The organism is Acinetobacter bereziniae, from assembly GCF_016576965.1.
Classification (GTDB): domain Bacteria; phylum Pseudomonadota; class Gammaproteobacteria; order Pseudomonadales; family Moraxellaceae; genus Acinetobacter; species Acinetobacter bereziniae.
The window spans coordinates 2,065,983-2,092,779 of record NZ_CP066119.1 but is presented as its reverse complement, the minus strand read 5'-3'; the positions used below and the strand labels follow the sequence as shown (position 1 = coordinate 2,092,779).

Annotated in this window: 24 protein-coding genes and 2 pseudogenes; 18 read left to right on the top strand and 8 right to left on the bottom strand. The window is 38.2% G+C overall.

From position 1 onward, the window contains the following. Positions 1-111: 111 nt before the first annotated feature. Positions 112-510 carry a hypothetical protein gene (locus I9192_RS09695; RefSeq protein ID WP_005029365.1) on the top strand — a complete coding sequence of 133 codons (399 nt, stop codon included), beginning with the start codon at positions 112-114 and terminating at the stop codon, positions 508-510. A 67-nt stretch (positions 511-577) separates the two neighbouring features. Here I9192_RS09695 and I9192_RS09690 read toward each other — a convergent pair whose 3' ends face one another. Further along, positions 578-1,060 carry a hypothetical protein gene (locus I9192_RS09690; protein WP_005029367.1) on the bottom strand — a complete coding sequence of 161 codons (483 nt, stop codon included), beginning with the start codon at positions 1,058-1,060 and terminating at the stop codon, positions 578-580. Between the two features lie 103 nt (positions 1,061-1,163). On the opposite strand from I9192_RS09690, the gene I9192_RS09685 reads away from it, so the two are divergent. From I9192_RS09685 to dapC, 6 genes are all read left to right on the top strand, one after another. Next, positions 1,164-1,901, top strand: coding sequence for an AzlC family ABC transporter permease (locus tag I9192_RS09685; RefSeq protein ID WP_005029370.1), 738 nt, complete (start codon positions 1,164-1,166; stop codon positions 1,899-1,901). 1 nt (position 1,902) lies between these two features. After that, positions 1,903-2,238, top strand: coding sequence for an L-valine transporter subunit YgaH (gene ygaH / locus I9192_RS09680; protein WP_004831065.1), 336 nt, complete (start codon positions 1,903-1,905; stop codon positions 2,236-2,238). A 514-nt stretch (positions 2,239-2,752) separates the two neighbouring features. Next, positions 2,753-3,268: a metal-dependent hydrolase gene (locus I9192_RS09675; RefSeq protein WP_005029373.1), complete on the top strand. Its 516-nt coding sequence runs from the start codon at positions 2,753-2,755 to the stop codon at positions 3,266-3,268. 511 nt (positions 3,269-3,779) lie between these two features. Beyond that, a complete protein-coding gene (gene purT, locus I9192_RS09670) occupies positions 3,780-4,988 on the top strand; it encodes a formate-dependent phosphoribosylglycinamide formyltransferase (RefSeq protein ID WP_005029375.1) in 1,209 nt (402 codons plus the stop codon). 26 nt (positions 4,989-5,014) lie between these two features. Next, complete coding sequence (gene glnD, locus I9192_RS09665; RefSeq protein WP_004831069.1) at positions 5,015-7,681, top strand: [protein-PII] uridylyltransferase; 2,667 nt, start codon at positions 5,015-5,017, stop codon at positions 7,679-7,681. 28 nt (positions 7,682-7,709) lie between these two features. Continuing rightward, positions 7,710-8,879 (top strand): succinyldiaminopimelate transaminase, encoded by a 1,170-nt coding sequence (gene dapC, locus I9192_RS09660; protein ID WP_005029377.1) that lies wholly within the window; start codon positions 7,710-7,712, stop codon positions 8,877-8,879. 46 nt (positions 8,880-8,925) lie between these two features. Here dapC and I9192_RS09655 read toward each other — a convergent pair. Then, positions 8,926-9,153, bottom strand: a pseudogene (locus tag I9192_RS09655) (TonB-dependent siderophore receptor); the annotation flags it as partial. Here I9192_RS09655 and I9192_RS09650 point away from each other — a divergent pair. After that, positions 9,148-9,296 (top strand): annotated as a pseudogene (locus I9192_RS09650) (IS5/IS1182 family transposase); the annotation flags it as partial. The pseudogenes I9192_RS09655 and I9192_RS09650 overlap by 6 nt on opposite strands. 46 nt (positions 9,297-9,342) lie before the next feature. Here the strand turns inward: I9192_RS09650 and I9192_RS09645 are convergent. Beyond that, complete coding sequence (locus I9192_RS09645) at positions 9,343-10,011, bottom strand: LysE family translocator (protein ID WP_200150357.1); 669 nt, start codon at positions 10,009-10,011, stop codon at positions 9,343-9,345. Positions 10,012-10,541: 530 nt separating this feature from the next. Between I9192_RS09645 and I9192_RS09640 the strand changes: the two genes are divergently transcribed. The 4 genes from I9192_RS09640 (at position 10,542) to I9192_RS09625 (ending at position 16,401) form a co-directional block, all read left to right on the top strand. Continuing rightward, complete coding sequence (locus I9192_RS09640) at positions 10,542-11,126, top strand: cold shock domain-containing protein (protein WP_010591448.1); 585 nt, start codon at positions 10,542-10,544, stop codon at positions 11,124-11,126. Between the two features lie 95 nt (positions 11,127-11,221). After that, complete coding sequence (locus I9192_RS09635) at positions 11,222-11,701, top strand: GNAT family N-acetyltransferase (RefSeq protein WP_004831073.1); 480 nt, start codon at positions 11,222-11,224, stop codon at positions 11,699-11,701. A 364-nt stretch (positions 11,702-12,065) separates the two neighbouring features. Further along, positions 12,066-13,241, top strand: a complete 1,176-nt coding sequence (locus tag I9192_RS09630; protein ID WP_370469245.1) for an efflux RND transporter periplasmic adaptor subunit — start codon at positions 12,066-12,068, stop codon at positions 13,239-13,241. Position 13,242: 1 nt separating this feature from the next. Next, on the top strand, positions 13,243-16,401 hold the full coding sequence (locus tag I9192_RS09625; protein ID WP_005029386.1) for an efflux RND transporter permease subunit: 3,159 nt from the start codon (positions 13,243-13,245) through the stop codon (positions 16,399-16,401). A 399-nt stretch (positions 16,402-16,800) separates the two neighbouring features. Here the strand turns inward: I9192_RS09625 and I9192_RS09620 are convergent, their stop codons facing one another. The 4 genes from I9192_RS09620 to msrB all read right to left on the bottom strand — a co-directional run bounded on the left by I9192_RS09620 (position 16,801) and on the right by msrB (position 19,274). Next, positions 16,801-17,421, bottom strand: a complete 621-nt coding sequence (locus tag I9192_RS09620; RefSeq protein WP_200026474.1) for a LysE family translocator — start codon at positions 17,419-17,421, stop codon at positions 16,801-16,803. A 73-nt stretch (positions 17,422-17,494) separates the two neighbouring features. Beyond that, positions 17,495-18,340 carry an AraC family transcriptional regulator gene (locus I9192_RS09615; protein ID WP_200150417.1) on the bottom strand — a complete coding sequence of 282 codons (846 nt, stop codon included), beginning with the start codon at positions 18,338-18,340 and terminating at the stop codon, positions 17,495-17,497. A gap of 35 nt (positions 18,341-18,375) precedes the next feature. Then, positions 18,376-18,858 carry a glutathione peroxidase gene (locus tag I9192_RS09610; protein ID WP_004831079.1) on the bottom strand — a complete coding sequence of 161 codons (483 nt, stop codon included), beginning with the start codon at positions 18,856-18,858 and terminating at the stop codon, positions 18,376-18,378. Then, positions 18,855-19,274 (bottom strand): peptide-methionine (R)-S-oxide reductase MsrB, encoded by a 420-nt coding sequence (gene msrB, locus I9192_RS09605; protein ID WP_004831080.1) that lies wholly within the window; start codon positions 19,272-19,274, stop codon positions 18,855-18,857. The genes I9192_RS09610 and msrB overlap by 4 nt, the downstream gene beginning before the upstream one ends. 151 nt (positions 19,275-19,425) lie before the next feature. On the opposite strand from msrB, the gene I9192_RS09600 reads away from it, so the two are divergent. The 4 genes from I9192_RS09600 to I9192_RS09585 all read left to right on the top strand — a co-directional run bounded on the left by I9192_RS09600 (position 19,426) and on the right by I9192_RS09585 (position 24,114). Continuing rightward, a complete protein-coding gene (locus I9192_RS09600) occupies positions 19,426-20,661 on the top strand; it encodes a pyridoxal phosphate-dependent aminotransferase (RefSeq protein ID WP_004831081.1) in 1,236 nt (411 codons plus the stop codon). Between the two features lie 303 nt (positions 20,662-20,964). Next, entirely contained in the window at positions 20,965-22,023 is a 1,059-nt protein-coding gene (locus tag I9192_RS09595) for an asparaginase (RefSeq protein ID WP_004831082.1), read from the top strand. Between the two features lie 118 nt (positions 22,024-22,141). Continuing rightward, positions 22,142-22,681, top strand: coding sequence for a hypothetical protein (locus I9192_RS09590; RefSeq protein ID WP_005029394.1), 540 nt, complete (start codon positions 22,142-22,144; stop codon positions 22,679-22,681). 332 nt (positions 22,682-23,013) lie between these two features. Next, complete coding sequence (locus I9192_RS09585) at positions 23,014-24,114, top strand: DUF6670 family protein (protein WP_151804730.1); 1,101 nt, start codon at positions 23,014-23,016, stop codon at positions 24,112-24,114. 571 nt (positions 24,115-24,685) lie between these two features. Here the strand turns inward: I9192_RS09585 and tsaD are convergent. Next, positions 24,686-25,711 carry a tRNA (adenosine(37)-N6)-threonylcarbamoyltransferase complex transferase subunit TsaD gene (gene tsaD / locus I9192_RS09580; protein WP_004831086.1) on the bottom strand — a complete coding sequence of 342 codons (1,026 nt, stop codon included), beginning with the start codon at positions 25,709-25,711 and terminating at the stop codon, positions 24,686-24,688. A gap of 145 nt (positions 25,712-25,856) precedes the next feature. Between tsaD and rpsU the strand changes: the two genes are divergently transcribed. Together rpsU and I9192_RS09570 are read left to right on the top strand one after the other, a co-directional pair. Further along, positions 25,857-26,072, top strand: coding sequence for a 30S ribosomal protein S21 (gene rpsU / locus I9192_RS09575; protein WP_001136722.1), 216 nt, complete (start codon positions 25,857-25,859; stop codon positions 26,070-26,072). Between the two features lie 39 nt (positions 26,073-26,111). After that, on the top strand, positions 26,112-26,558 hold the full coding sequence (locus I9192_RS09570; RefSeq protein ID WP_004831087.1) for a GatB/YqeY domain-containing protein: 447 nt from the start codon (positions 26,112-26,114) through the stop codon (positions 26,556-26,558). The last annotated feature ends 239 nt before the right edge of the window (positions 26,559-26,797 follow it).

Sequence of the window (26,797 nt, the reverse complement as noted above, 5' to 3'; positions counted from 1 at the left end):
AATATATAATCATTTTATAAATAAAATATACAATTTGTGTATTCTACTTATGAAAAAATAGATTTATATTTTATTCAGGCGCTAATGCCATCTCAATAAAAGTTGAAATAAATGAAAAAAATCACAACTCTTCTCACGGCGGGTCTATTCACAGTGCTTAGCGCTTCTGCTTTTGCATGCCCTAAAGGTACAACATTAGTCGGTGGAACTGGTCCGAATCATAAAGGCGGAAAATGTGTAGCTGCCAACCCTGCAGCGCAAACAGCATCTAAAGCATCGACTACTGCAACGAAAGCAAAAGCAGATACCACCAAAGCAGTTGAAGCAAAACCAAAAGATGCCAAAGCTGCGGTAAAAACAGAAACTGCTGCAACCAAGGCAAAAGCAGAAACTGCTACAAAAGTGAAGACTGATGCAGCAACAAAGGCAAAAGCTGATACAGCTGCAAAAGCGGCAACGACTAAAGACAAAGCGGTTAAAACAGCGTCAACCAATCCTTTAAAACCTTGATTGTCGCAACACAATCAAGTTAAACCATAAAAATGGCGCTTCATCTGCGCCATTTTTACATACTTGATTAGAAAATATTATTATTCGCCTTGGTATTTCCTAAACTAGGGTTATCAATTGCATCTTTACACTGTGCTTTATCACGCTCATATTGCGCCTGATTTTTCTGCATTTCACCATCTTTCTCAAGCGTCGAACGCGCCCAATTGTCTAAGCTGGTCATGGCTTTACGACATAAAGCATATTTTCCTTCAGTCACAGAGTCAGTCATTTTGACATTAATTCGCCAATCCGTACTCAACTTACGAATCGGTTTTCGCACATTGTCTTCTATTAGATTTAATTGTTTTCGATAAACATAAGGTTCAACTTGGTTAATTAACGTCCAAGCTGCATGAGCATATGTGGTTGCGTCATTGGTAAGTTTTGGCGCAGCTTTGATTTCGACCTTTTGCTGAGGTTCAGAAGATGAATTACCACATGCTTGTAAACCTAAAACACCTAAAATCAAGGTCATACTCAATAATAATTTCGACTGATTTGCGAACATAAAGTCACGCCTAAATAAACATTTCACTCCTATGCTAGTAAATTCAGGTAGAATACTCAATCTTGATTTTACCTTTTGTTTTACTCTGGTTTTTAGGTGTCCTGTGTCCGAGCACAATCTTCCAGTCCAAATCGCTGGCTTTTGGCAAGGCGCGAAAGATAGCCAAGCCATTATTTTTACCTACCTTCCTGTTTCTTTTGCCTTTGGCGTATCGGCAACTCAATTCGGGTTTAGTGCGTGGGAAGCACTCTTTTTGTCATGCTCCATGTATGCTGGTGCAAGTCAGTTTCTGGTGGTGGCATTATTAGGGAGTGGCACATCCATATGGATGACCGCACTCACCGTAATTGCCTTAGATATTCGTCATGTGCTTTATGGTCCAGCCTTACAAAACCTCATTCAAGATCGTTTAAACTTAAAAAAGACCGCAGTTTGGGCTTGGGGACTAACGGATGAAGTATTTGCCGCAGGCATGATCAAACTGTCGCAACGTCGTCAAGAGTGGTCAGAATCATGGATGTTAGGACTCAGCCTATTTAGCTGGATGTCATGGGCACTTGGTTCATTTTTAGGTGGATTATTTGCTGATCAAGTCACGCATTTGCCTCAGTTCTTACAAGCGGCATTAGACTTCCTACTTCCTGCTTTGTTCTTGAGCTTTTTATTAGCCGCTTTTGAAAGAAAGCATACTTTTGTGGTTATTGTCTCTTTAGTCGTTTCGGCTATGGCGTGTTATTTTATCAATATGTCAGCAGCAATTTTCATCGGTATTGCATCAGGTATTTTGGCGGGATTATTTAAATATTACATTTTAAAACAAAAAGATGAAGTGAGTATTTAACATGGACTTACATATTATTCTGGTCGGTATTTTGGTAGGTATTGCAAACTTTGCCTCTCGCTTTGGTCCCTTTTATTTATTGCAAAAAAGCCAGCAACATCAACAGTCACGTGGCTCAACATGGCTAAAAATAGCATTGGGCAGTATTGGTATTGCAGCGATCAGCTCAATGTTGATTGTTGCAACTCTTCCCCCGTTAATTGAAACACCCAATAAGAGTTTTGCGATGTTCGTCGGTTTTGTGGTACTGACAGGGTTGTACTTTAAATTTAAACGAATCGTTTTAGCGACGCTTATTGCAGCACTCGCCTATGGTTTGGTCTATACCTATGTTTAACATTCATCATGCTAAACCTTCTTTAAAAATCACCGTTTAGATTATGAAATCATTTCATTGAATGGTAAGGTGTTTTTAAAATAAAGAATCTTTTTGACCAACAATTTGTGCATTCTTAATTTTCATCACATTGTTTAAAGCACATTATAAAAACACATTAGGCTTCCTGCTGTAGTCAAAAAATGAGCATTCAATACTTTTAAATATTGATAAAATATAAATGTGGTCTTTCTACGGTAACACGAGATGGATGTTGCGATTGTCGAATGGAGGATATGAAAAAAAACAGGGCACTACTTTGTTTGCAGTGCAAGAATACGGTTAAAAAATGAGGTGAGCAAAGTGAAGCATCGCCTAAGTAAAACAAATAATTTAAACTTAAGATGTTAAGCGTGGCATTACAAACTTGATCTTTTTACATATCATTTCTATGTTATGGTAAATGTTTCATGATTGATAAAACTTAACCACATTTAAAAAATCATCCTAAAGCTTATTTCGCAAGATTTCTATTATGTTCATTGCACACTTACCTTCGGGTTATATTCTTGCCCGACTTCTTCATCAAAAATTCAAACAAACTAAAATCAGCCACAAAGCATTCTTTAGCATCATTATGCTTGGCGCTATCTTCCCAGATATAGATCTATTTTATTTTTATTTGTTTGACCACCGTTCTGTGCATCACCACAAATATTTTTTACATTGGTTTTCTTTTTGGATTCCAATTTTTGTTATTGCTTTAATTTATTTAGTGAAAACAAAATACAACTCTAAAATCGCATGGATGTTCAGCCTTTTTGCATCTGCCGCACTATTACATATTTTCTTAGATACTTTTGTCGGTGATGTTTGGCTATTTGCCCCTTTTATTGACCAGCCCTACGTCTTCTTTGAAGTAAGCGCACGTTATCAACCGTGGTGGCTCAACTTTATTTTTCATTGGTCTTTTTTTGTTGAAATTCTCATTTGTATCATTGCATTGATACTTTTTATTCAAAACAGGAAAAAATTAAAAAAATCAATTTAGCCATTTATTTTTTATGCAAAGCATTGGAACACTTAAAAAAGTAGTGGCTTAACTTATATAACTGATGTTACGCAGTAACTCTAAAATTAAAATTTGGAGCTAGAAGAATGTGGATACACGAAAACGTCATCCGCAATTGCTTGAGGCAGAACTCCTTCTAATAAGTAAAGTTTCTGCGAAACTTTGAATATTTTGACGATAGTGAACGAGTTCTGCGGTGAGCAGCGATACCGCTGCGCAAGATGATTGCCCTTGCGGAGCTTCGCTCCTCATGCCAAAACAAAAGTACCTCGAACCGAAGGCTATTCCATAAATTTAAACTTTGGATGTAAGACTCCGTCGTGTAAATTTAGCTTTTTCTTTTTCACCTACTTAATTTAAATCAAGTGCGTAACATCAGTTATATAAAAAAAGCTGTTAGACAATATCATTATTTTATGTGAATCAACCCTGAACAGATGCCTGACTTCTGCTATGCTAACAATCCATAAGACAAGCATGGAAGAATCGCATGAGCGTGACTATTGGTACCCCACTTCAATCATCTGCGTATAAAGTTTTATTGTTGGGCTCAGGTGAACTGGGTAAAGAAGTGGTGATTTCATTACAACGACTTGGTGTAGAAGTCCATGCGGCAGACCGCTACGAAAATGCACCTGCCATGCAAGTTGCTCATTTTTCTTATGCCTTAAATATGGCAGATGCAAATGAACTTAAAGCTTTAATCGAAAGAGTTAAGCCTCATCTGATTGTTCCAGAAATTGAAGCGATTGCCACACAAGTCTTGGTGGAAATTGAACAACAAAATATTGCCACTGTCATTCCTTCTGCTCAAGCAGTAAATCTGACCATGAATCGTGAAGGAATTCGACGTTTGGCTGCGGAAGAATTAGGCTTACCTACTTCTGCTTATCGTTTTGCAAATACTTTAGAAAGTTTCCGTTCTGCTTGTGATGATATTGGTTATCCGAACTTTGTAAAACCAGTGATGTCTTCCTCTGGTAAAGGACAATCTCGAGTAAAAGAATATGCTGAAGTCGATGCTGCTTGGGAATATGCACAAACAGGTGGTCGTGTAAACCAAGGTACGGTCATTGTCGAATCTCAAATTGACTTTGATTTTGAAATTACTTTACTTACTGTACGTGCGAAAAACCCTGAAACGGGCGAAATTGAGACCTCCTTTTGCGACCCGATTGGGCATCATCAAGATGCAGGAGATTATGTAGAAAGCTGGCAACCTCAAATCATGACTGAAGCCGCTTTAAATGAAGCAAAACGTATTGCCAATAAAGTCACTGTAGCCTTAGGTGGTTGTGGTATTTTTGGGGTAGAACTGTTTGTAAAAGGCGATAAAGTATGGTTTAGTGAGGTGTCACCTCGCCCACACGATACTGGTTTAGTTACACTTGCATCTCAATTCCAAAGTGAATTTGAATTGCATGCTCGTGCTATTTTAGGTTTGCCTGTCAATACCGAACGCCATAGTGTTGCCGCAAGTGCTGTCATCTATGCGGGTACCGATGCGAATAATCTTTCATTCTCTGGCTTAAATCTTGCTTTGCAAAACCCTGCTACAGATCTACGCCTTTTTGGTAAACCTGAAGGATTTAAACGTCGTCGTATGGGCGTTGCAACTGCCCGTGCCGAAACGACAGACCAAGCACGTGAACTTGCACAAGAAGCAGCATCAAAAGTGACTGTTCATTTAAACAAATAGCCTATAAATTTGCGGACAAAATATCCATGATCAACACCTCTCCTCTGTTGGAATATGTAAGCGACAACAACGACATTAAAGCAATCAATCAATGGCGTAGTGATGTCGAACAACAGTTAAATGAGGCTTATGATCATGGAACAACCATACGTGAAATCGTTCGTGCTCGTTCAAATGTCGTAGATGAAGCCCTGATGTTTTTATGGAAACATTCGGGTTTAGATCAAACAGATTTAGGTTTGTTTGCTGTAGGTGGCTATGGTCGACGTGAGATGTTGCCCTACTCTGATGTAGACATCATGATTTTGTCGGAGGAAGACCTTTCCCCTGAACAAGAGCAGATCGTGACACAGTTTATTTCAACATTATGGGATGTGGGCAATTTCAAACCAGGTATCAGTGTACGTACCATCCGCAGTTGCTTTGAACAAGCCACGACTGATCTGACTGTAGCCACTTCTCTTATTGAAGCGCGCTTAATTATTGGTAATCAGCATTTAGCGAGATGGCCACGTCGAGTTGTTTCTCAGACTTGGACTGACAAAACGTTCTTTGATGCAAAAATGGCTGAACAAGCGCACCGCTATGCACAGCACAACAACACAGAAAGTAACTTAGAACCCGATATCAAAAATGCGCCGGGTGGTATTCGAGACATCAATCAAATTGGGTGGATTGCAAAACGTCATTTTCGTGTAAATCGTATTTACGATTTGGTTCATTTAGGTTTTATTTCTGAATTTGAGTTAGGCGTACTTGAAGAGGCTGAAAATTTTCTATGGGAAATTCGCCACCACTTGCACCGTTTAACCAAGCGTGATGAAAACCGTTTATTGTTTGATTATCAGCGTGATATTGCGGCTAAATTTGGCTATACACGAGAGGATGCCCATCATCCAAACTATCCGATTGAACAGTTCATGAAACGTTACTATCGGACAGCTCAACAGGTTTCCACGTTAAATGAAATGTTATTGGCATATTTCAATGAGTCAGTAATTACACCACGCTTACCAGACTATGAGCGTAAAATTGAAAATATTAACGAACACTTCAAGCTGGTGGATGGCAAACTTGCGGTCCAACAACATAAAACATTCTCAGAAAATCCAAGTGCTATTTTAGAAATTTTCTATATCTTGGCAAATCGTCCTGAAATTGAAGGCATTCGTGCACGTACTTTACGTCTATTGACTTTAGCCGCAAAACGAATTGATCAAGCTTTCAGAGATAATCCAAATCATCAAGCTTTGTTCATGGCAATTATTCGCTCACCCTATCGTTTATATGAAACGATGGTGGCAATGAAACGTTATGGAGTATTGGGCAATTATATTCCTGCATTTGGGCAAATTATGGGGCTAATGCAATATGATTTATTCCATATCTATACCGTCGATGCACATACGTTACTGTTAATCCGTAATTTAAATCGCTTTAAAGAGCCAGAGTTTGCCAAAGATTACCCTGTTGTAAGTTCAGTTTTTCAGCGTTTAGTCCGCCGTGATATCGTTTTCCTTGCTGCAATATTCCATGATATTGCCAAAGGACGTGGCGGTGACCACAGTGAACTGGGTGCTGAAGATGCGATTGAATTCTGTTTGGCACATGGATTTACTGAGCGTGAATGTAATTTGGTGGCTTGGCTGATCCAAAATCATTTATTGATGTCGATGACTGCACAGAAAAAAGATATTTCTGACCCCGATGTAGTTAAAGAATTTGCCGAAAAACTCGGGGATATGGAGCATTTAGATTATCTTTACACACTGACTGTTGCCGATATCAATGCAACCAATCCAAAACTTTGGAACACTTGGCGCTCTTCTTTAATGCGTCAACTGTATACACATGCACGTGATGTGATTCGTTCAGGCTTAGGTCGTCCAGTGGACTACCAAATGCTGATTGAGGATACTAAATTTTCAGCAAGTGAAGTATTGGTGGATGAATTCCCACTCGATCAAGTGGAAAAAGTTTGGCAAGAGTTGGGAGACGAGTACTTTCTCAAAGAATCAGCAGATGAAATTGCATGGCATACCCGCGCCATTTTGCAACACGGCGACAACCCTGCACCATTAGTGCTCATGCGTGCGCATCGAAAAGCAGCACAGGATGCTGTTCAGATCTTTATTTACACTCAAGATCAACCTAACTTGTTTGCAACCACTGTTGCTATTTTAGATCGTATGAATCTTGACGTTCAAGATGCGCGTATTATCACTGCAACCAAAGCGTTTAGTTTAGATACATATGTGGTTCTAGATCGTTTTGGTACTTTATTAACTGATCCAGAACGTGAAAACACGGTCAAACAGGCTTTAATTAAAGCCTTATCTGAATCAGATAAATACCCCGGTCTAATGCAGCGTCGCATTCCACGCCAACTTCGTCATTTTGATATTGAAAATACAGTCGATGTAACACTCAATGAAGCGTTACAGCAAAACATGGTTGAAATTTCAACTCTCGACCAACCCGGTTTACTTGCACGTGTTGGTGGTTTATTTATGATGCAAGGTTTAGATATCCATTCAGCTCGAATTGCTACACTTGGCGAAAAAGCAGAAGATATTTTCTTCGTCACTAAAAAAGATGGCACTCCTCTTACAGAAACAGAAGCAGAAGTCTTTACCGCAAAATTAAAAGCGGCACTGGATGAAGCATCAAATCAAATCTGTGGGCAACATTAATCTTTAATTCTATTGTGGTAATTGTTTCATGAACGCTAGTTTGTCTTTATTACATCCCTATCCATTTGAAAAGTTAGCGCAACTTTTTCAGGATGTAAAACCCGCAGATTTACCTTTGATTCCACTTTCTATTGGTGAGCCGAAGCATCCTGCACCTGAGTTTGTGAAGCAAGCGATCATTGATAATTTTCAGCATCTTTCAACTTATCCCAATAGTAAAGGTTTAGTTGAACTACGTGAAAGTATTGCACAATGGTTGAGTCGTCGCTTTCATCTCAACAGTATCAGTGCTGAAGATCATGTAATTCCTGTAACAGGCACCCGTGAAGGGATTTTTTCCTTTGTCCAAGCATTGATTAATCGTGATGATGCACCTTATGTGGTGATGCCGAATCCGTTTTATCAAATTTATGAAGGTGCAACACTTTTAGCAGGTGCTCAGCCCTACTTTATCAACTGTACCGAAGAAAATGGTTATCTCGGTGATTTTGATGCTGTCCCTGCAGAAGTTTGGGAAAAAACCGCACTCTTGTTTGTTTGCACTCCTGGCAATCCCACTGGTGCAGTCCTTTCAAAAGACCAATTTAAAAAGCTGATTGCGCTTTCTGATCAATATGGTTTTGTGATTGCCTCTGATGAATGTTATTCAGAGTTGTGGTTTGATGAAGCACCTACTGGCTTACTGGAAGTTTGTGCTGAGTTAGGACGCGATGATTATAAAAACTGCATTGTATTCCATTCGCTATCTAAGCGTTCTAATTTACCGGGTATGCGTTCAGGCTTTGTGGCTGGCGATGCGGCATTACTCAAACCTTATTTAAAATTCCGTACTTATCACGGCGCTGCAATGCCTGTTCAACATCAATTGGCTTCGATTGTTGCTTGGAACGATGAGTCACATGTTGAAGAAAACCGTCAGTTATATCGGGCAAAATTTGAGTTGTTCCAAAATGAATTAGGTCATCTTTTACCTTTACAAAAACCAGACGCTGGTTTTTATTACTGGTTAAAAGTCGATCATGATGAAAACTTTGCCAAGATGCTCATGGAAAAAGCCAATATTAAAGTTTTACCTGGTCGCTACCTCTCGCGTGATACTGCACAAGGTAATCCGGGTGAAGGTCATGTCCGTATGGCACTGGTTGCAGATATTGCACAATGTGAACAAGTGATACAACGTCTAAAAGCAATTTTGTAAACCACAATAAAAATGCCCCAATCATGGGGCATTTTTATGATTGTTATTAAAAATCAAAAACAGCACTTAGCATGAATGTTCGAGGTTGCCCTGCAACCAAATATCCATTGTTGGTATTTGACGTACTCTTGATGTTGTCATATAAGCCAACAGATGACCAATCATTTTTATCAAACACATTATTCACACGGAAGTTAAACGTAGTCGGAGTTTGACTCAGTTTAGTTTTATATGTTGCACCAAGATCAAGCGTTGTCCAATCACCTACTGGTATTTATATAAAATCAAGCACTTTGTAGAAAATATGTTTGTAGATTAAAGCAATATAGAGGAATAGCCACTCGATATGAGAAGTTTAAACGGAACTATAAAATTTCTGTTGTATTCGCCTGTATATTGATGGCTCTTGTAGGTTAAGTTATCAATACTAAATATCAACAGATCCTAAGCTACATTTAGCTTATTAATTAAATATTGTTAAAAAAAAGATTTGACGGCTATGCATTTTTTTACTCAATAAAAGTGCAAATCCTGCTATTCCAAGCATCCCACTACAAATTCTATTAAACATTTTTTTTGCAGTCCTGGTTGAAAGTAACTTTTGGAGATTTAATCCTAAAAATGCATAAATACTTATCGCTACTATTTCTAAAATAATAAAAACAACTCCAAGTATTAAAAACTGTTCACCAACAGGCTCACTAGAAGATACAAATTGAGGTAAAAATGCTGTAAAAATTAAAATTGCCTTTGGATTACCACCAGCAACAATAAACTCATGTCGCATAAGTGAAAGCTTACTAGGCTTTTTCACTAAAGATTTTTCACCATGTATAACATGTTCTTCAGGTTCAATACGCCACAATTGGATAGCTAAATATATTAAGTACAATGCACCTAATACTTTAATAAAAAGAAATAAGATCTTTGATGTTGTAATAATTGTCGCCAAGCCTGCAGATGCTAAAAATATCATTATCACGAATGCAAATAAACGACCGATTCCTCCGACGAAGGAAGAGCTAAACCCATAATGAACAGCATTATGAACTGATAACATATTGTTAGAGCCTGGGATCATATTTAAAGCAAAACATGCTGGAATAAAAACTAATAAAGTTGTCCACGTCATTTTAAATTACCAAACCTCACCCCAATCTCTAAATTCAAATTTTTAATAAGATAGGAAATACCATATTTAACATAAAATCTTTTATATCACCCTTCAAAAAACGAACTTTATACTAAAAGCTGAGCTATTGAAAATAATGAGTGTTTTACAAAATTTAGATTTTAGAATTCATTAAAATAGTTAGCTTAAGCATCTAGCCAGATATAATATTTCTTGGCTTTTATAAAATCAAGCAATAAACGCCACTGTAAGATAGTTTGATTTTCTTAAATTACTAAGTAAAAAATCTCTTTACATATAAAGTGCTCCTCTAATTAGGTACTCTTCATTTAAATCAAAGGGTTAATTAAGTTTTATAAAAGTGTTGATTAAAACAGTACTTATCTTAATTAAACTTTCGATATAGTTGAATTTAAAAGTTTATATGAGGCTTATTTTATTTCAATTATAAACTCAGACATTCAATTTTTCATTTAAAAATGATATCTTTGCTCACCATATTTACCTAAAAATCAATGTTGCAGAATCATATGTTTAAAGAGGGACAAATTAAGGTCTACAATGAAAATAAAGGTTATGGCTTCATCCAACTTGAAGATCATGAGAAAGATTTATTTTTTCATATCAGTGATTTTCCTTATAAGCAATTCCCTCCAAGAATCGGAGAAAAATTAAAATTTCGAATTGTGAGTGAAAACGGAAGAATAAAAGCTGAAAATATTATTCGTTTAGATTTTAAGATCGAAGATAAACAAAGTCCAAGTTATAGTAAGCGCCAAATTCGGTCGCAATATAAGAAGAGAAAACCACAGGAAAAGAGCCTCAATTTACTTGAAATTTTTATTGGTGTATTTATATTCTTGGTATTTCTTGCTGTCTTAATTCCATTTTTATCAGGGATATATAAAAGAGAATCTTTAAAAAGACAAGCTGTTGTTCCTGTTGAAAAAATTTCATCTACCGCAACTAATTCAGTTCCACAATATCGTTGTGATGGACGTGTTTACTGTAGTGAGATGAAATCATATGACGAAGCAGTTTTTTTTATAAATAATTGCCCAGGAACAAAAATGGACGGTGATGGAGATGGGGTGCCATGCGAAAGTCAATTCTGATACTTCTCCATAAATTTAATTATAGTTTGGTTTTAAAAAGCTCTCTAAAGGGCTTTCATGTATAAACCCCTACACTCTCAATAAAGGAATATAAATTGAATATTAAGTTTGATCGTTTAAAAAATATTAGCAACCAAGATATTATTGAGCTAAATACAAATGAACGTGTACTCAAACAGATGCCTTTAGCAAATGGGGTTATTTTTGATGAAGAAAAATGTATTGCTTGGGTTAAAGAAAAAGAACAGCAATGGATTGAATATGGTTATGGTCCATGGGCTTTTATTGTAGATGGAAAATTTGCTGGTTGGGGCGGTATGCAGTATGAAGACGGCGATGCAGACTTAGCTTTAGTACTACATCCTCAGTATTGGGGATTAGGTAAACAAATTTTTAATGAAATTATTAAACGAGCTTTTACTGAAATGGGTTTTGAGTCAATCACAATTCTATTACCTCCAACAAGGACAAAGTTGAAAGGAATTTTTTTACTAGGCTTTGTGATTGATAGAGAAATTATCATAAGTGGTAAACGTTTTATAAGGTACAGACTACATAAATCAGTCACCCTTTAATGTAATGGATCTTACATAAATTAGCACTCATCTAAGAGCCTTATTCTTCGTATCATTCAAAGTGCTACTTTCATGGGTAATTTAATTTTACTGCTTCACTATTTTTAATCTCAAAGTGTCAACATATCCTATTTTCATATTAAAAACATAGAAATAATTTCAGCATAGCAAAATGCAGCTTCACGTTCTTTTATCAAACTTTAAATATTCCAATCCCGAGTATGTTCAAGATAAAAAAATACACATTTAAATTTGAAAAATATCACAGATACAACCCACTCAAAGCTTGACCAAACCTAGATCGTTTAGAGATACTGCACTATCTTTACCTATTTAAAAAACTAAAATGAAATCGCATGACCCAATGCAAAAAAAACGCATAAATTCAAAAATCTGGATCGTTGTTGCAGTGATTGTTATTGTTTTAGTGGTGATTTTCTTTGCATGGAAATTTTCAAATAAAAAACAAGTTTCTTCACAAAATGTAGATACACCCTCGTCGAATACCAAACCCTCTCTCACCGTTACAGTGGTACAGCCTGAGCTTCAAAATTGGAAACAAAACTTTACCGCCAATGGAAATATTGCTGCTTGGCAAGAAGTCGTCATCGGTAGTGAACTGTCTGGACAGCGCATAACCAAAGTCAATGTCAATGTTGGTGATTCAGTTCAACGTGGGCAAGTACTTGCTGAAATCAATAGCGAAAGTATTCGTGCTGAACTAGCTACAGCAAAAGCCAATTATGCTGAAGCAAAAGCCGTACTTGCAGATGCAATTCTCAATAATCAACGTATCCAACAACTTAAAAATACTGGCGCAATTTCTCAACAGGAAGCTACTCAATATCTGACTTCACGGAATACAGCTCAAGCTCGTCTGGATGCTGCGAAGGCACAAATTGATAGCAATCAACTCCGCTTAACACAAACCCAAGTCATTGCTCCTGATCACGGCGTAATCTCTGCACGTACTGCGACTGTGGGTTCTTTAGCACAAACTGGTCAAGAGTTGTTTCGCTTAATTCGTGATAATCGTTTGGAATGGCGTGCTGAAGTTACCTCCACTGATTTATATAAACTAGCGAAAGGTATGACAGCCCAAATTACCTCGCCTGATCCTTCTCGATCTGCTGTTCAAGGGACAGTAAGAATGATTGCACCTGTGATCGACCCACAAACACGCTATGGTTTGGTCTATGTCGATATACCAACCACTGACGCAGTTCGTATGGGCATGTTTGTAAAGGGCGAATTTGATTTAGGTCAAAAACCCGCTTTAACCGTACCACAAACCGCAGTCTTGTTACGTGATGGTTTCTCTTATGTATTTATAGTGAATAAAGATAATCGTGTCTCTCAACAAAAAGTCAGCATTGGTAGACGTTTGAATGATCGAGTAGAAATTCTTGATTTACCTGCCAATACTCGAATTGTAGCCTCAGGAACAGGTTTCTTGGCAGATGGGGATTTGGTCAAACTGGGTCAAACCATTCCAGATACCCCGTTAACAAAACAACTTGTGGCTCCACAGGAGAAATAATATGAATTTCTCCGCTTGGTCAATTAAAAATCCAATTCCTGGCATTTTACTTTTCATTATGCTCGGATTGGCGGGTTTAATGTGTTTTCATTGGATGAAAATACAACAATTCCCTGATATTGAGTTGCCGATGGTCACTGTTACGGCGGCTCTACCCGGCGCTGCCCCACCTCAACTTGAAACAGAAGTAGCACGTAAAATTGAAAATTCAATTGCTACTCTACAAGGGCTTAAAAATCAATATACCAATATTCAAGATGGTGTGGTGGTTATTACTGCCGAGTTTCAGCTAGAAAAACCGTTGCAAGAAGCTGTCGATGATGTCCGCAATGCCGTTTCGCAAGTGCGTTCAGACTTACCAGCGGATTTACGTGACCCCATTGTCAGCAAAATCAATTTATCTGGCTCACCGATCCTGACCTACACCATTCAATCTCCTCGAATGGATGAAGAAACACTATCTTGGTTTGTCGATTACGATATTGCCCGTGCCATGTTAAAAGTCAAAGGGGTTGGCGCTGTTTCTCGGGTTGGAGGGGTTACTCGTCAAGTCGAAGTTGAACTCGACCCTGAAAAACTTTTAGCACTTAACGCGACAGCAACAGACATTACCCGTCAATTAAGACTGATTCAGCAAGAAGCTTCAGGTGGTCAAACCAAAATCGGAGGCAGTGAACAGTCCATCCGTACCATTGCAACCGTTAAAACTGCTGCTGAAATTGGTACTATGGATATCGCACTGAGCGATGGCAGACATATCCGTCTTGATCAGGTTGCTACTGTACGTGATGGCATTGCTGAACGACGTTCTGCAGCTTTATTAAATGGTCACCCTGTTATTGGATTCGAAATTACACGGAGTAAAGGTGCAAGCGAGGTTGAGGTTGAAACAGGCGTCAAAGTAGCATTGGATCAATTAAAAAAAGCTCATCCAGATATCAAAATCACCGAAGCATTTAACTTTGTAAATCCTGTGGTCGATAACTATAAAGGCTCGATGTCGCTCTTGTATGAGGGTGCAATTCTCGCCATTTTAGTGGTCTGGCTGTTTTTACGGGATTGGCGAGCAACCATCATTGCCGCAACAGCACTGCCCTTATCGATCTTACCTGCTTTGATCGGGATGTACTATCTCGGTTTCACCTTAAATACTGTCACGCTTTTAGCAATGTCATTGGTCGTCGGTATTTTGGTCGATGATGCTATTGTTGAAATTGAAAATATCATCCGGCATCTCAGGATGGGTAAAACACCCTATGAAGCTGCAATGGAGGCAGCAGATGAAATTGGTTTAGCCGTCATTGCCACAACATTTACTCTGATTGCAGTATTTTTACCGACAGCATTTATGAGTGGTATTGCAGGTAAATTCTTTGTTCAATTTGGTTGGACTGCTTCATTAGCAATTTTTGCCTCACTTTTAGTGGCGCGCTTGCTCACACCAATGATGTCAGCGTATATTCTCAAACCGTGGATCGGTAAAATAGAAACGCCACAGGTACAAGAAAATCAAATACAACATCCCAATGATCATGGGGATCTTGAGTTAGCACATGATCGTGCAAAAGATGGTCGTGTCATGCGAGCGTATATGCGAATGGTCACATGGTGTTTAAACCACCGTTGGATCACATTGGGCAGCGCTATTTTATTTTTTGTCGGCTCAATTATGCTGATTCCACTCCTACCAACGGGTTTTGTGCCACCACCAGATACTGGACAAACCCAAGTACGAGTAGAGTTACCACCTGGCTCTCAGTTTCCTGATAGTTTGAAAGCAGCTGAATATGCACGCAATTTAATCAAAGATCATCCTGAAATTAAAAGTGTATACACCACAATTGGCGGTGGATCTTCAGGAACCGATCCATTTGCTGGTGGCGCTTCCAGTGAACCGAGAAAAGCCACCTTAACCATTCAAGTCACCGACCGCTCAGACCGCTCTGTCAGCTTACAAAAAATTGAAAATGATATACGCCAACGCTTGGCACCACTTCCAGGCGCACGTATTCAAGTCGGTATTGCAGGTAATAACAGTCAATATCAAATTGCACTTTCAGGGGATGATCCTGATGTTCTCATCAGCACAGCACGTCAAGTCGAACGTGAGATTCGCACCATACCTAATATTGGCAGTATTACATCAAGTGCTGCATTAATTCGTCCAGAATTAGTGATTCGCCCTGATTTTGCAAAAGCTGCGGATTTAGGCGTCACCACTCAAAATATTGCTGAAACTGTTCGTATTGCCACTGCGGGTGATTTTGATCAGAACTTGGCAAAATTAAATCTGTCACAACGACAAATTCCCATTGTGATCAAACTGCCTTTATCTGCACGCCAAGATCAAGACCTGATTAAGCGCTTGATGATTACTGGCAGTAAAGGTCCTGTGATGTTAGGGACGATTGCTCAGGTTAATATTGAAAGTGGACCTTCACAAATCGACCGCTTTAATCGATTGCGTAATATCAATTTTAATATCGAACTCAATGATCAACCTTTAGGTGATGTTGCCAATGCAGTAGATCAACTTCCAACCATTAAAAACTTGCCACCTTCAGTAAAGCGTACCAACCTTGGTGATGCGGATGTGATGCAACAGCTATTTGAGAGCTTTGGCCTCGCCATGTTGACGGGTGTACTCTGTATCTACGTGGTGTTGGTATTATTGTTTAAAGACTTCTTACAACCCATCACCATTTTGGTTGCTTTACCTTTATCTCTGGGGGGGGCATTTGTATTGCTGCTTTTGGCAAAGAGCAGTTTTTCCATGCCAAGTCTGATCGGCTTGATTATGTTGATGGGTATTGCCAGTAAGAACTCAATCTTGTTGGTGGATTATGCCATTATCGCACGGAGTGAACGACAATATTCCCGTATCAATGCACTGCTCGATGCCTGTCATAAACGTGCGCGACCTATTATTATGACGACTTTAGCAATGGGTGCAGGAATGTTGCCGATTGCGTTGGGGATTGGTACTGATCCAAGCTTTAGAGCACCAATGGCAATTTCTGTGATTGGGGGGCTGATCACCAGTACTTTCCTCTCCTTGTTGGTTATTCCTGTGGTATATACCTTTATTGATGACATTCACAATATATTGTTTAGACGCAATAAAACCACTAAACCGTCAGAAGCTCCACTTTCACAGTGAAGGCTAAATATTAACCTGAGTTCGATAAAAACTCTTGATGAAATTTGCTACTCGGAAACGTCATCCGCAACTGTTTGAGGCAGGACTACTTCTACAAGGTATTGTTTCTGCGATTGATTAAATATGTTGCTGGTGGTTGACGAGTTTTGCGGTGAGCAGCGATACCGCTGCGCAAGATGGTTGCCCTTGCGGAGCTTCGCTCCTCATGCCAAAACAAAAGTATGACGAGCCGCAGGCTGATCCTGAAATTGGATGAAAACTCAGCAAGACTCCGCCGAGACTTAATGTTTTTCAATAAGTTAAAGATGTGGTTACATCGAACTCACGTTAAATATTAGGAAAAACGGGTAAATCAAAAAATAATGCCGATCTAAAGCAAAATTTAGATCGGCATTTCAATCAGCTAAACAACAACATCCCAGCAAATACGGCAAAACATAGCCCCGATAAATAATAAATCGCTTTTATTTTCGATTGAAACCAATGCAACGCCTTTTTTTGGCTCATCAGATGAATCAGCCATAAATTCCAAAATAATACGACACAGACCATCCATAAACTCACCAAGCATAATTGCCATGTTGTATAGGGTCGATAGATCACTAAAATGATTGTGCCGTAAAATAGAATATTTTTAGGATTTAAAACACTGGATTGAATGCCATAAAACAATGATTTTAGTTTTTTAGGGACTTTCTGCTCACTACTACTTACTTGAGTATCATGAGTAAAATCAGCATGCCATGCATATGTAAAGCAGCGATAGGATAAATAGCTTAAATAAATTATCCCACCCCATTTCACCACATCTAAAATAGCATGATGAAGTTGCCCCAGTATAAACAGTGAAATAAACACAAAGCCGATCACCACGATATTACCGAAGACAATACCAAGACATACACATTTTGCCGCGTGTCGCCCTTCTCTAAATAAAGTGGTTAAAATCAGAAAAAAATCAGGTCCGGGAGAAAGTAAAGCAATAAAATGTGTGACTGCAACAATTAAAAACAGTTCCATTAGCCGATTCCAAAAAATATTTAAATCAGCTTAGATATTTTTGGACCCACTAATCTTGTAAAAAATTGCGCAATTATGCGCTCAAAAATTGGGTCTGAAACTGTTTAGGTGTTATACCTGTATGGGATTTAAAAACATGGTGAAAATGGCTTTGATCGTTAAAGCCCAAGGCATGCGCAGTCTGAACGATTGTTTGACCCGACTTTAAAAGATGTCTGGCAGTATTTATTTTCTGATTAAGCTGGTAAGCATGTGGTGTAAGACCAAAATTATTTTTAAATAAGCGAATAATCGCATAACGGCTAATTCCCACCGCTTGACTTAATTCATCCAAAGAAAGAATGTGCTGACTTCTTTCAATTAAAGCAATCATTCTACTCAAATACTTTTGAAAATAATCGGATTGCTTTAAAAGATCCAACTCAAAATGTGACAGTAAAATTTCAGATAAGACTTCAACTAACTTTTGTTGCTTGAATGAAATGGATAAAGATGAATCAAACAATACCTCATTGAGTTGAGTGAATGACTGATAAGCATCTGAATGATGGATAATCTGAGGTTTTAATACCGGAACATGCTGAGGATAAAGCTGCTCAATATCCTCAACCAATTCAGAAAAGAGTTGAACAACCCAATGTGCATCCAAATGCATCATTTGATAGCTCCAAACCTCATTTTCCAGTGGGTTACAGGAGTGCTCAATTTCTGCAGGAATAATGACCAAGCTACCTGCTTGTATTTGTTGGTCCTGAGCAAAGTAACTGCTAAATCGACTGATACCACAATCCACAGCACCAATTGAAAATGTCGGATGACTATGGGATTTATAACAAATTCGACTCTGACATGCCCTACGTGTTTCAACATAGGGCATTCGTGGATCACTCCAAAATTCAACAGTTGTATCTGAGTACATCATCTTAGCAATTTGACTGAGATACACATGTTTGATTATTCAGCCAAGGCTTTTTCAATGTCTTGCTCAATATCTTCAGGTTTGGTTGTAGGCGCGTAACGGTTGATCACTTCTCCTTTTTTGTTGATCAAGAATTTCGTAAAATTCCATTTAATGCCATTCCCCAAAATACCTTTACTGTTATTGGTTAAATAACGGAAAATCACATGTGCTTCTGGTCCTTTGACATTGACTTTGGCAAACATAGGAAATGAAACACCGTAGTTACGCTGGCAGTAGCTGCCAATTTGTTCATTGGTACCCGGATCTTGTCCACCAAATTGGTTGCAAGGAAACCCTAGAACCTCAAGTCCTTGATCTTTATATTTTTCATAAAGTTTTTCTAATCCTGCAAACTGTGGAGTGAAACCACATTTACTCGCAGTATTGACAATCAATAAAACTTTTCCTTGGTAATCTGAAAAAGATTTATTTTCACCCTCTAACAACTCAGCCTCGAACTGATAAATGTTGGTCATGGATACGTTTCCTCGTCGCCTTTTTCTTGTGATTTTAGTTCTAAAGAAGCGGAATTCACGCAATAGCGTAAGCCCGTCGGTTGTGGTCCATCTTCAAACACATGTCCCAAATGTGCGTCGCAATGATGGCATATAATTTCGACACGATCCATCCCATGAGAGTGATCATCTTGTTCTTCTATAACACTATTATTAATCGGTTTAAAAAAACTCGGCCATCCGCAACCACTGTCATATTTGGTGTCAGAGGTGAATAATTCTGTACCACAGCATCGACAAACATAGGTTCCATGCTGTTTAGTATTCCAATATTTACCTGTAAAAGGAGCCTCTGTGCCCTTTTGTCGGGTAATTTTAAATTCCTCTGGTGATAACTCTCTTTGCCATTCTCGGTCTGTTTTATTGAGTTTTCCCATCATTAAACTCCTTTAAATCTTTGACATTCAATGTCATGCTTCAGTACTTCCATATTTACGCTAGAGCTTGGAAAATTTCTAGCTAAATTTCAACATAGATTGTGATATTTCAGTAATCTATATTTTTAACTCAAAATAATTGGATAAGATTATGTCCGTTTTAGGTAACACAACCCCACGCGAAATCAAAAAATCGTCAAAGTTAGAGCATGTTTGCTACGACATTCGTGGACCAGTGTTACGAGCGGCCAATGAGATGGAAGAAGCCGGTCATAAAATTATTAAGCTCAATATTGGGAATCCCGCCCCGTTTGGCTTTGAAGCCCCTCAAGAAATTATCAATGATGTGGCTTTAAATTTACCGAATGCAGTCGGCTATACAGATTCCAAAGGTATTTTCCCGGCACGTAAGGCAATTTGTCAGTATTACCAGCAAAAAGGAATTTTGGATTTACATGTCAAAGATGTGTATATCGGAAACGGCGTATCTGAACTGATTGTTATGGCAATGCAAGGCTTATTGGATGATGGCGACGAAATGCTGGTTCCTATGCCTGATTATCCATTATGGACTGCTGCGGTAAATCTTTCGGGCGGTACTGCGATTCATTATAAGTGTGATGATCAAAACTATTGGTACCCAGACATTGCCGACATGGAAAGTAAAATCACACCAAATACTCGTGGTATTGTGGTCATTAACCCTAATAATCCAACAGGCTCGGTGTATCCACGTCATGTTTTAGAACAGATTGTTGCACTGGCTAAAAAATATGATCTGATTTTATTTGCAGACGAGATTTACGACAAAATCGTCTATGACGGTATCGAACACGTTTCTGTAGCTGCACTTGCAGGTAATCAGTTATGTATTTCTTTCAATGGTCTGTCTAAAGCATACCGTATCGCAGGTTACCGTTCAGGTTGGATGGCGATTACCGGTGATAAATCACGTGCTGCAGATTATATTGAAGGTTTAGACATGCTTGCGTCAATGCGTTTGTGTGCCAACCATCAAGCACAATATGCGATTCAAACAGCGTTAGGAGGTTATCAGTCGATTAATGACTTGATTCGTCCTGGTGGTCGTTTGTACGAACAACGTAATATTGCATGGGAAATGTTGAACGACATTCCAGGGGTATCTTGTGTTAAACCTGAAGGCGCAATGTACTGCTTCCCTAAACTTGATCCAGAAATTTATCCTATCGAAGATGATGAAAAATTCATGTTAGATTTCTTAAAAGCTGAAAAAGTTTTATTGGTACAAGGCACAGGTTTTAACTGGCCTACGCCTGATCATTTCCGTGTGGTTTTCCTCCCAGCTGAAAATGAGCTTCGTGAAGCAATGAACCGTTTAAGCCGTTTCTTGGCGAAAATGCGTTAATTTTCACCGATCCCAAGCATACCGAAAGGCATTCATTTTTGAATGCCTTTTTTACTTCTCAACCTTCAGTATGCCCTCAAACAACACTATTGACGGTATATTGCACAATATATTCATCGAATGCTGAAAAATCATCCTGATCGTGACTTTATCTCATTTTAAGAGTATGTAACTATAAATTTGAATGATTATTTAGAAACTTACATTTTTAAATAAGTATGGGCAACACTCCAGTATTTATATAGATTTAAAACTGGCATAAAAAATGCTTAAGACCAGAACAAAGACTGAAAAGGAAGACTTATGAAAAAGACGGTTACTGCGCTTGCGCTTGCAATTGGCATGATTTTGCCCTTTAGTAGCTATGCAAAAAATAATGTCGTTGTTGTTGCAACAGGTGGAACAATCGCTGGAGCAGGTGCAAGCTCGACCAACAGTGCAACCTATACTGCGGCAAAGGTTCCTGTGGACGATTTACTCAATGCTGTTCCACAGATCCAAAACCTTGCCAATGTGACTGGTGTACAAGCTTTGCAGGTCGCTTCTGAAAGTATAACCGACAAAGAGCTGTTAACTATTGCGCGTAAAGTCAATGAATTGGTTAAAAAATCTGATGTGAATGGTGTGGTCATTACACATGGTACAGATACATTAGAAGAAACAGCTTATTTTCTTAGTCTCACAGTTCATACTGATAAGCCGATTGTCGTGGTTGGCTCTATGCGCCCACCTTCAGCACTTTCTGCTGATGGACCTTTGAACCTTTATAGTGCTGTCGCATTGGCTGCTTCAGACACTGCCAAAGGAAAAGGCGTCTTTGTGCTGATGAATGATGATATTTTTGCAGCACGCGATGTCACTAAAGCCATCAATATCCATACTGATGCATTTGCAAGCCAATGGGGTGCTTTAGGCACACTGGTTGAAGGAAAGCCATATTGGTTTAGAAATGTTGCTAAGCGTTTTAACAATAGTTCTGAATTTAATATTGAAAATATTCAAGGTGATACACTCCCACTTGTACAGATCGTTTATGGTTCTGGCAATATGCTTCCAGATGCATATTTGGCTTATGCAAAAGCTGGCGCTAAAGCAATTATTCATGCGGGAACAGGAAATGGTTCTGTTGCGAATTATATTGTGCCGACATTGAATCAACTTCAACAACAAGGCGTACAAATCATTCGTTCGTCACGTGTTCCACAAGGCTTTATCTTGCGTAATGCTGAGCAACCAGATGATAAATACGGTTGGGTTGTAGCACATGATTTAAACCCACAAAAAGCCAAACTTCTAGCGGCATTAGCGCTCACAAAAACCAAAGATCCTAAAGAAATCCAGCGTATGTTCTGGGAATATTAATGCTTTAGGGTAAATACTTGCCACATATTGAACTGTATCGATAATATGTGGCATTTTTTATGATGGTCATTAAAAATAAATATTGAGCAAAAACCACAACATCATTTTGGTGCAAATAATGAAAATACAGCTGATAACACTCCTCATACTTTCAGGTTGTTGCCTTTCTAGCGCTTCTGCCAATGTCCCTTTTAAAAAAGTATCTGAGTGTGATAGTGATTATTTTAATGGCGATTATTGCGCTAAAGCCAATATCGCAAAATATAAAACAGCACTTAAAAACATGAAGGCTAATTTTGATAAAAAATATATCCTATTAAATACTGGAACTTCTGACTCATTAGAAATGATTGCATTAGATACCCAAACTGGTATTGCCTACCCACTCAATTATCAATTTACGGGCTGGGAAGATAACCAAGGCAATGTTAAAAAGAAACCATCCTATACATTTTCCTTAAATGATCCAAAATTATGTTTGATGGGCTCGCAGTTTGATGGTGATCATCCTGGTACGCATGAAACCTATAGCAATATTCGAAACTGTTTTAGCATCAAAAAAGAACGCTCATTTACATCTTTTGATTCTACCTATACCGACAAAGTTCAATATCAATATGATGATAAAAAAAAGACATGGATTCCTTATCCAGATTAATCCGCTCTGCTGAGTAATTTAACACGCGCTATACGTTGCTTTGTCCAATTCATACAATTCGCCAAGATCAAGTATTTCTATTACAAGTTCTTGGCTTTTTTGACTCAATAGCTCCACATTATATGTTCCTAATTAAGCGTTAGTTTTGATTAGTTTGGTTTTTATCATCTTTTTATATTTTCTTTGTTCATTTTTGATTTTGTTGTCGTTTTAAATTGTCAGACAAAATAAATCGGTGATGTCCTGTAAAGCATAGAACTTGTCCTAAACTCCAATTCTGAGCCTTTGTTATTCCTCCTAGGATAAAAATGACAGAATTTTAGTGAAATACAATGAACAAAATACTCCCTAAATTTTCATTTTTGAGCAAGTTTTCTGGAAGGAGTTTACTTTTAGGACAAGCTTTGCTTGATCAAGCTGTTAAATATTCAACTTTGCCATTTTCAGCTGCCGACATCATTCACCCACGATTGGATGATAAATTTTATTCGTGGACGCATTATGGAATTTTCTTTCCGCTATTGCCTGAACCACATCGCTACTTAAATATTATGATTTTTATTGGTACTCCAGGTGTCTTGGCTTTTGATCATGACGCAATTACCCACGGAGATCCTCGACAATCTGCTACATTCTTTTCCAGTACCGCAGCCTTAGAAGATCATTTACTCAAAGCCTATATGATTCCACAAGAAACACATATTTCGGATTCAGATCATCTGATAACGTTAGGTGAAGAAGTCTCAATTTCTGGTCAATTGCCTTACATTCATTTGAAAGGACATTATTGTGGATTAGATTTTGAATTTGATTTAAATGTTTCCGATCATGCATCATGGTTTGTAAAATCACCAATTTATGATCATTTTAGTCTGTTAAGTCACTTTAAAGGAAAATTAGAATATCAAGGTGAATATACGCTTACTGAAGGCTTATGTACGTATGAATATGCACGTGCAGTTGGTCCTTATAACCTTTCAAAGACATTACTTGAGGAGCACAATAAAATTCCTTTAACATTCTTTACCTACCAAATCATTAATTTGGATAGTGCAACGCAATTATTGTTGACCAAAGTTGATGTACTTGGAAAACCTGCTGCGTACACCTTACATATACGACATACTGATCGTCCTGCGGAAGTCTATACACAAGTAGAATTTAAAGTAATCGCACATGACGTTGATGATTATGTTGCACCAGACGGACATATGATGCGTTTACCACGTTTATTTAGTTGGACAGTTCATAATGATACCCATGAACTTATATTAGATATTACCGCTGAAATTGATAGCCCTTATCGCTATGGGCATGGTCGTGGTTATGCGAGTGCCTATAATTTTGCAGGGCAATATTTAGAAACTGCGGTTGAAGGACGTGGCTATATTGAATATATTGATATGGTCGACCAGAATAGTTTTAATGATTGATCTATTAACTTTATATAACCTGAGTTCGATAAAAATCCTTGATGAAAGATGATACAGTCAAACTGCCTGATTATTCATATAAGTGATTTAGATGATTCATTTATTTTGTACTTTTTGAATCATTGATGTTGTTGCTATCGTGAGGCGACATGGATGTCGCCATGTTGAGCGGGGGTAAAGGATGTACCCCTCGCTCAACGAAAGATTTTTGTCACTTTTCATCTCTGAAAAGTGAGGTATCGCCTACGCAAAACAATTTAAACTTTAGAAGTAAAGCATGGCAGTGCAAGCTTTAGATCATCAAACAATCTATTGATCGCTTTCATTTTATTGATCAAGAGAAATGAAACGCTATTGATGGTTGCGCTTACGGATCTCCGCTCCTCATCCTCAAATTGGATGAAAATCCAGCAAATATCTGCATGGATTTATTATTTTTCAATGAGTTGAATATTTAATTGCATCGAACTCACGTTATATATTAAGTCTCAATGCTCAAAACAACAGCAATATTGTCACCATAAAAAAGAGGCTTCTGCCTCTTTTCATTAGATCAAATCATTCAATTTAATTAAGCAGGTTGTGTTAATTCTGTCATTGGCCACCGCGGCGTTGTGGTCACAGCTAATCCATCCTGCTGCCCCGCTTTTAGACGCTGATAACCAGCAAATGCAATCATGGCACCATTATCGGTACATAAAGCAGGTTCAGCATAATAAACTGTTGCTTTAATTTTAGCTAAGTCTAACTCTAAACGTTCTCTTAATCGTTTATTTGCACTTACGCCACCCGCGATCACTAAACTTTTTAGACCCGTTTGTTTTAGTGCTTTTACTGATTTCTTTACTAAAGTATCCACCAAAGCTTCTTGGAATGAAGCTGCAATGTCAGCATGATAGTTTTCAGTATTGGCATGTTCAGTTTCAAGTTTTTTCAGTTGTACTGAAACCGCAGTTTTTAAACCACTAAATGAAAAATCCAAGCCTTGATGCAACATAGGTCGCGGAAATTCAAATGCTTCTTTACTGCCTTGTTCAGCTAATTTTGAAATATTAGGTCCGCCGGGATAAGGTAATTTCAACATTTTCGCAACTTTATCAAATGCCTCACCTGCAGCGTCGTCAATCGACTCACCTAGAATTTCATACTGACCTATTCCATGCGCAGCCATCAATTGGGTGTGTCCACCTGAGACCAATAAAGCAACAAATGGAAATTTTGGAGGAGTTTCTGATAATAATGGTGCCAACATATGCCCTTCCATATGATGCACACCAATCGCTGGTTTATTTAAAGCAAAAGCCAAAGTTCGACCAAACAAAGCGCCTGTCATCAATGCACCCATTAAGCCTGGTCCACGTGTATATGCTACTGCATCAATTTCAGACTTCTTAACACCACTCTGCTCAAGCAATTGATTAATCAAAGGAATTAGCTTTCTCACATGATCTCGTGAGGCTAACTCTGGAACCACACCACCATACTCTGCATGCAATTTAATTTGACTATATAGCACTTGTCCTCTTAAGCCGACTTCACTGTCATAAAGTGCCAAACCTGTTTCATCACACGAAGTTTCTAAGCCAAGAACGATCATTAAATTGCCTTTTACCTATTTCAAAATATTGCCAAAGCTATTATAGACTTGTGATATGAGATGTAAATGAGTAAAATACTGACCTTCACTTGTGATCTAGGGTAATTCGACCCTGATCTTATCCATAACTTAATGAGGATTCTTCATGCCACAAGTTAAATTGAAAGAAGGCGAACCAGTTGACGTAGCTATTCGTCGTTTCAAACGTTCATGCGAAAAAGCGGGTGTTTTAGCTGACGTTCGTAAACGTGAATTCTACGAGAAACCAACTCAAGAACGTAAACGTAAAAAAGCTGCTGCTGTTAAACGCTACCAAAAGAAATTGGCGCGTGAATCAGTACGTACAACTCGCCTTTACTAAGATTAATTTGTGATTGATTGACTCAACCTGGACAACATAATGACGACTTTAAAAAACCAAATAACTGATGTTTTGAAAGCAACAATGCGTGCTAAAGAAATGGATAAGTTAACGGTAATACGTGGTCTACAGGCAGCAATCAAGCAAATCGAAGTCGATGAGCGCATAGAGCTTGACGATAATCAAGTTCTTGCGGTCATTGAAAAGCAAATCAAACAACGTAAAGAATCGGTCAAAGCCTTTGAAGGCGCAGGCCGTGAAGATTTAGCTAGTAAAGAACAAGCCGAAATTGAAGTTTTATCTCAATTTCTACCTGAAGCTATGTCAGAGGACGAGCTTGATTCTCTCATTGCGCAAACAATTGAAGCGCAAGGTGCAACTAGCATGAAAGATATGGGTAAGGTGATGAATTCTCTACGTCCGATCATAGCCGGACGTGCCGATCCTGCACAAGTTTCTGCCAAAATTAAAGCAAAACTTGGCTAAGCCCCAGTCATTAATCTACATTTCTGTTTGATTTGGTCTATTTAATCCATTTATTTTGCAATGAAATAATACACAGTTAAATAGTCCAAATAATCATATCAAAAAGCATTTCAATTCGATATTTAATCTGATAATGGCAAGCGTCTCTCGAACTACCATCAACTGAATCTTTACAGATTGATATTCAAGACTTTCAGCAAAAAAACGTCCTTTTCACACAACTTTCGTGCCAGTAAGTT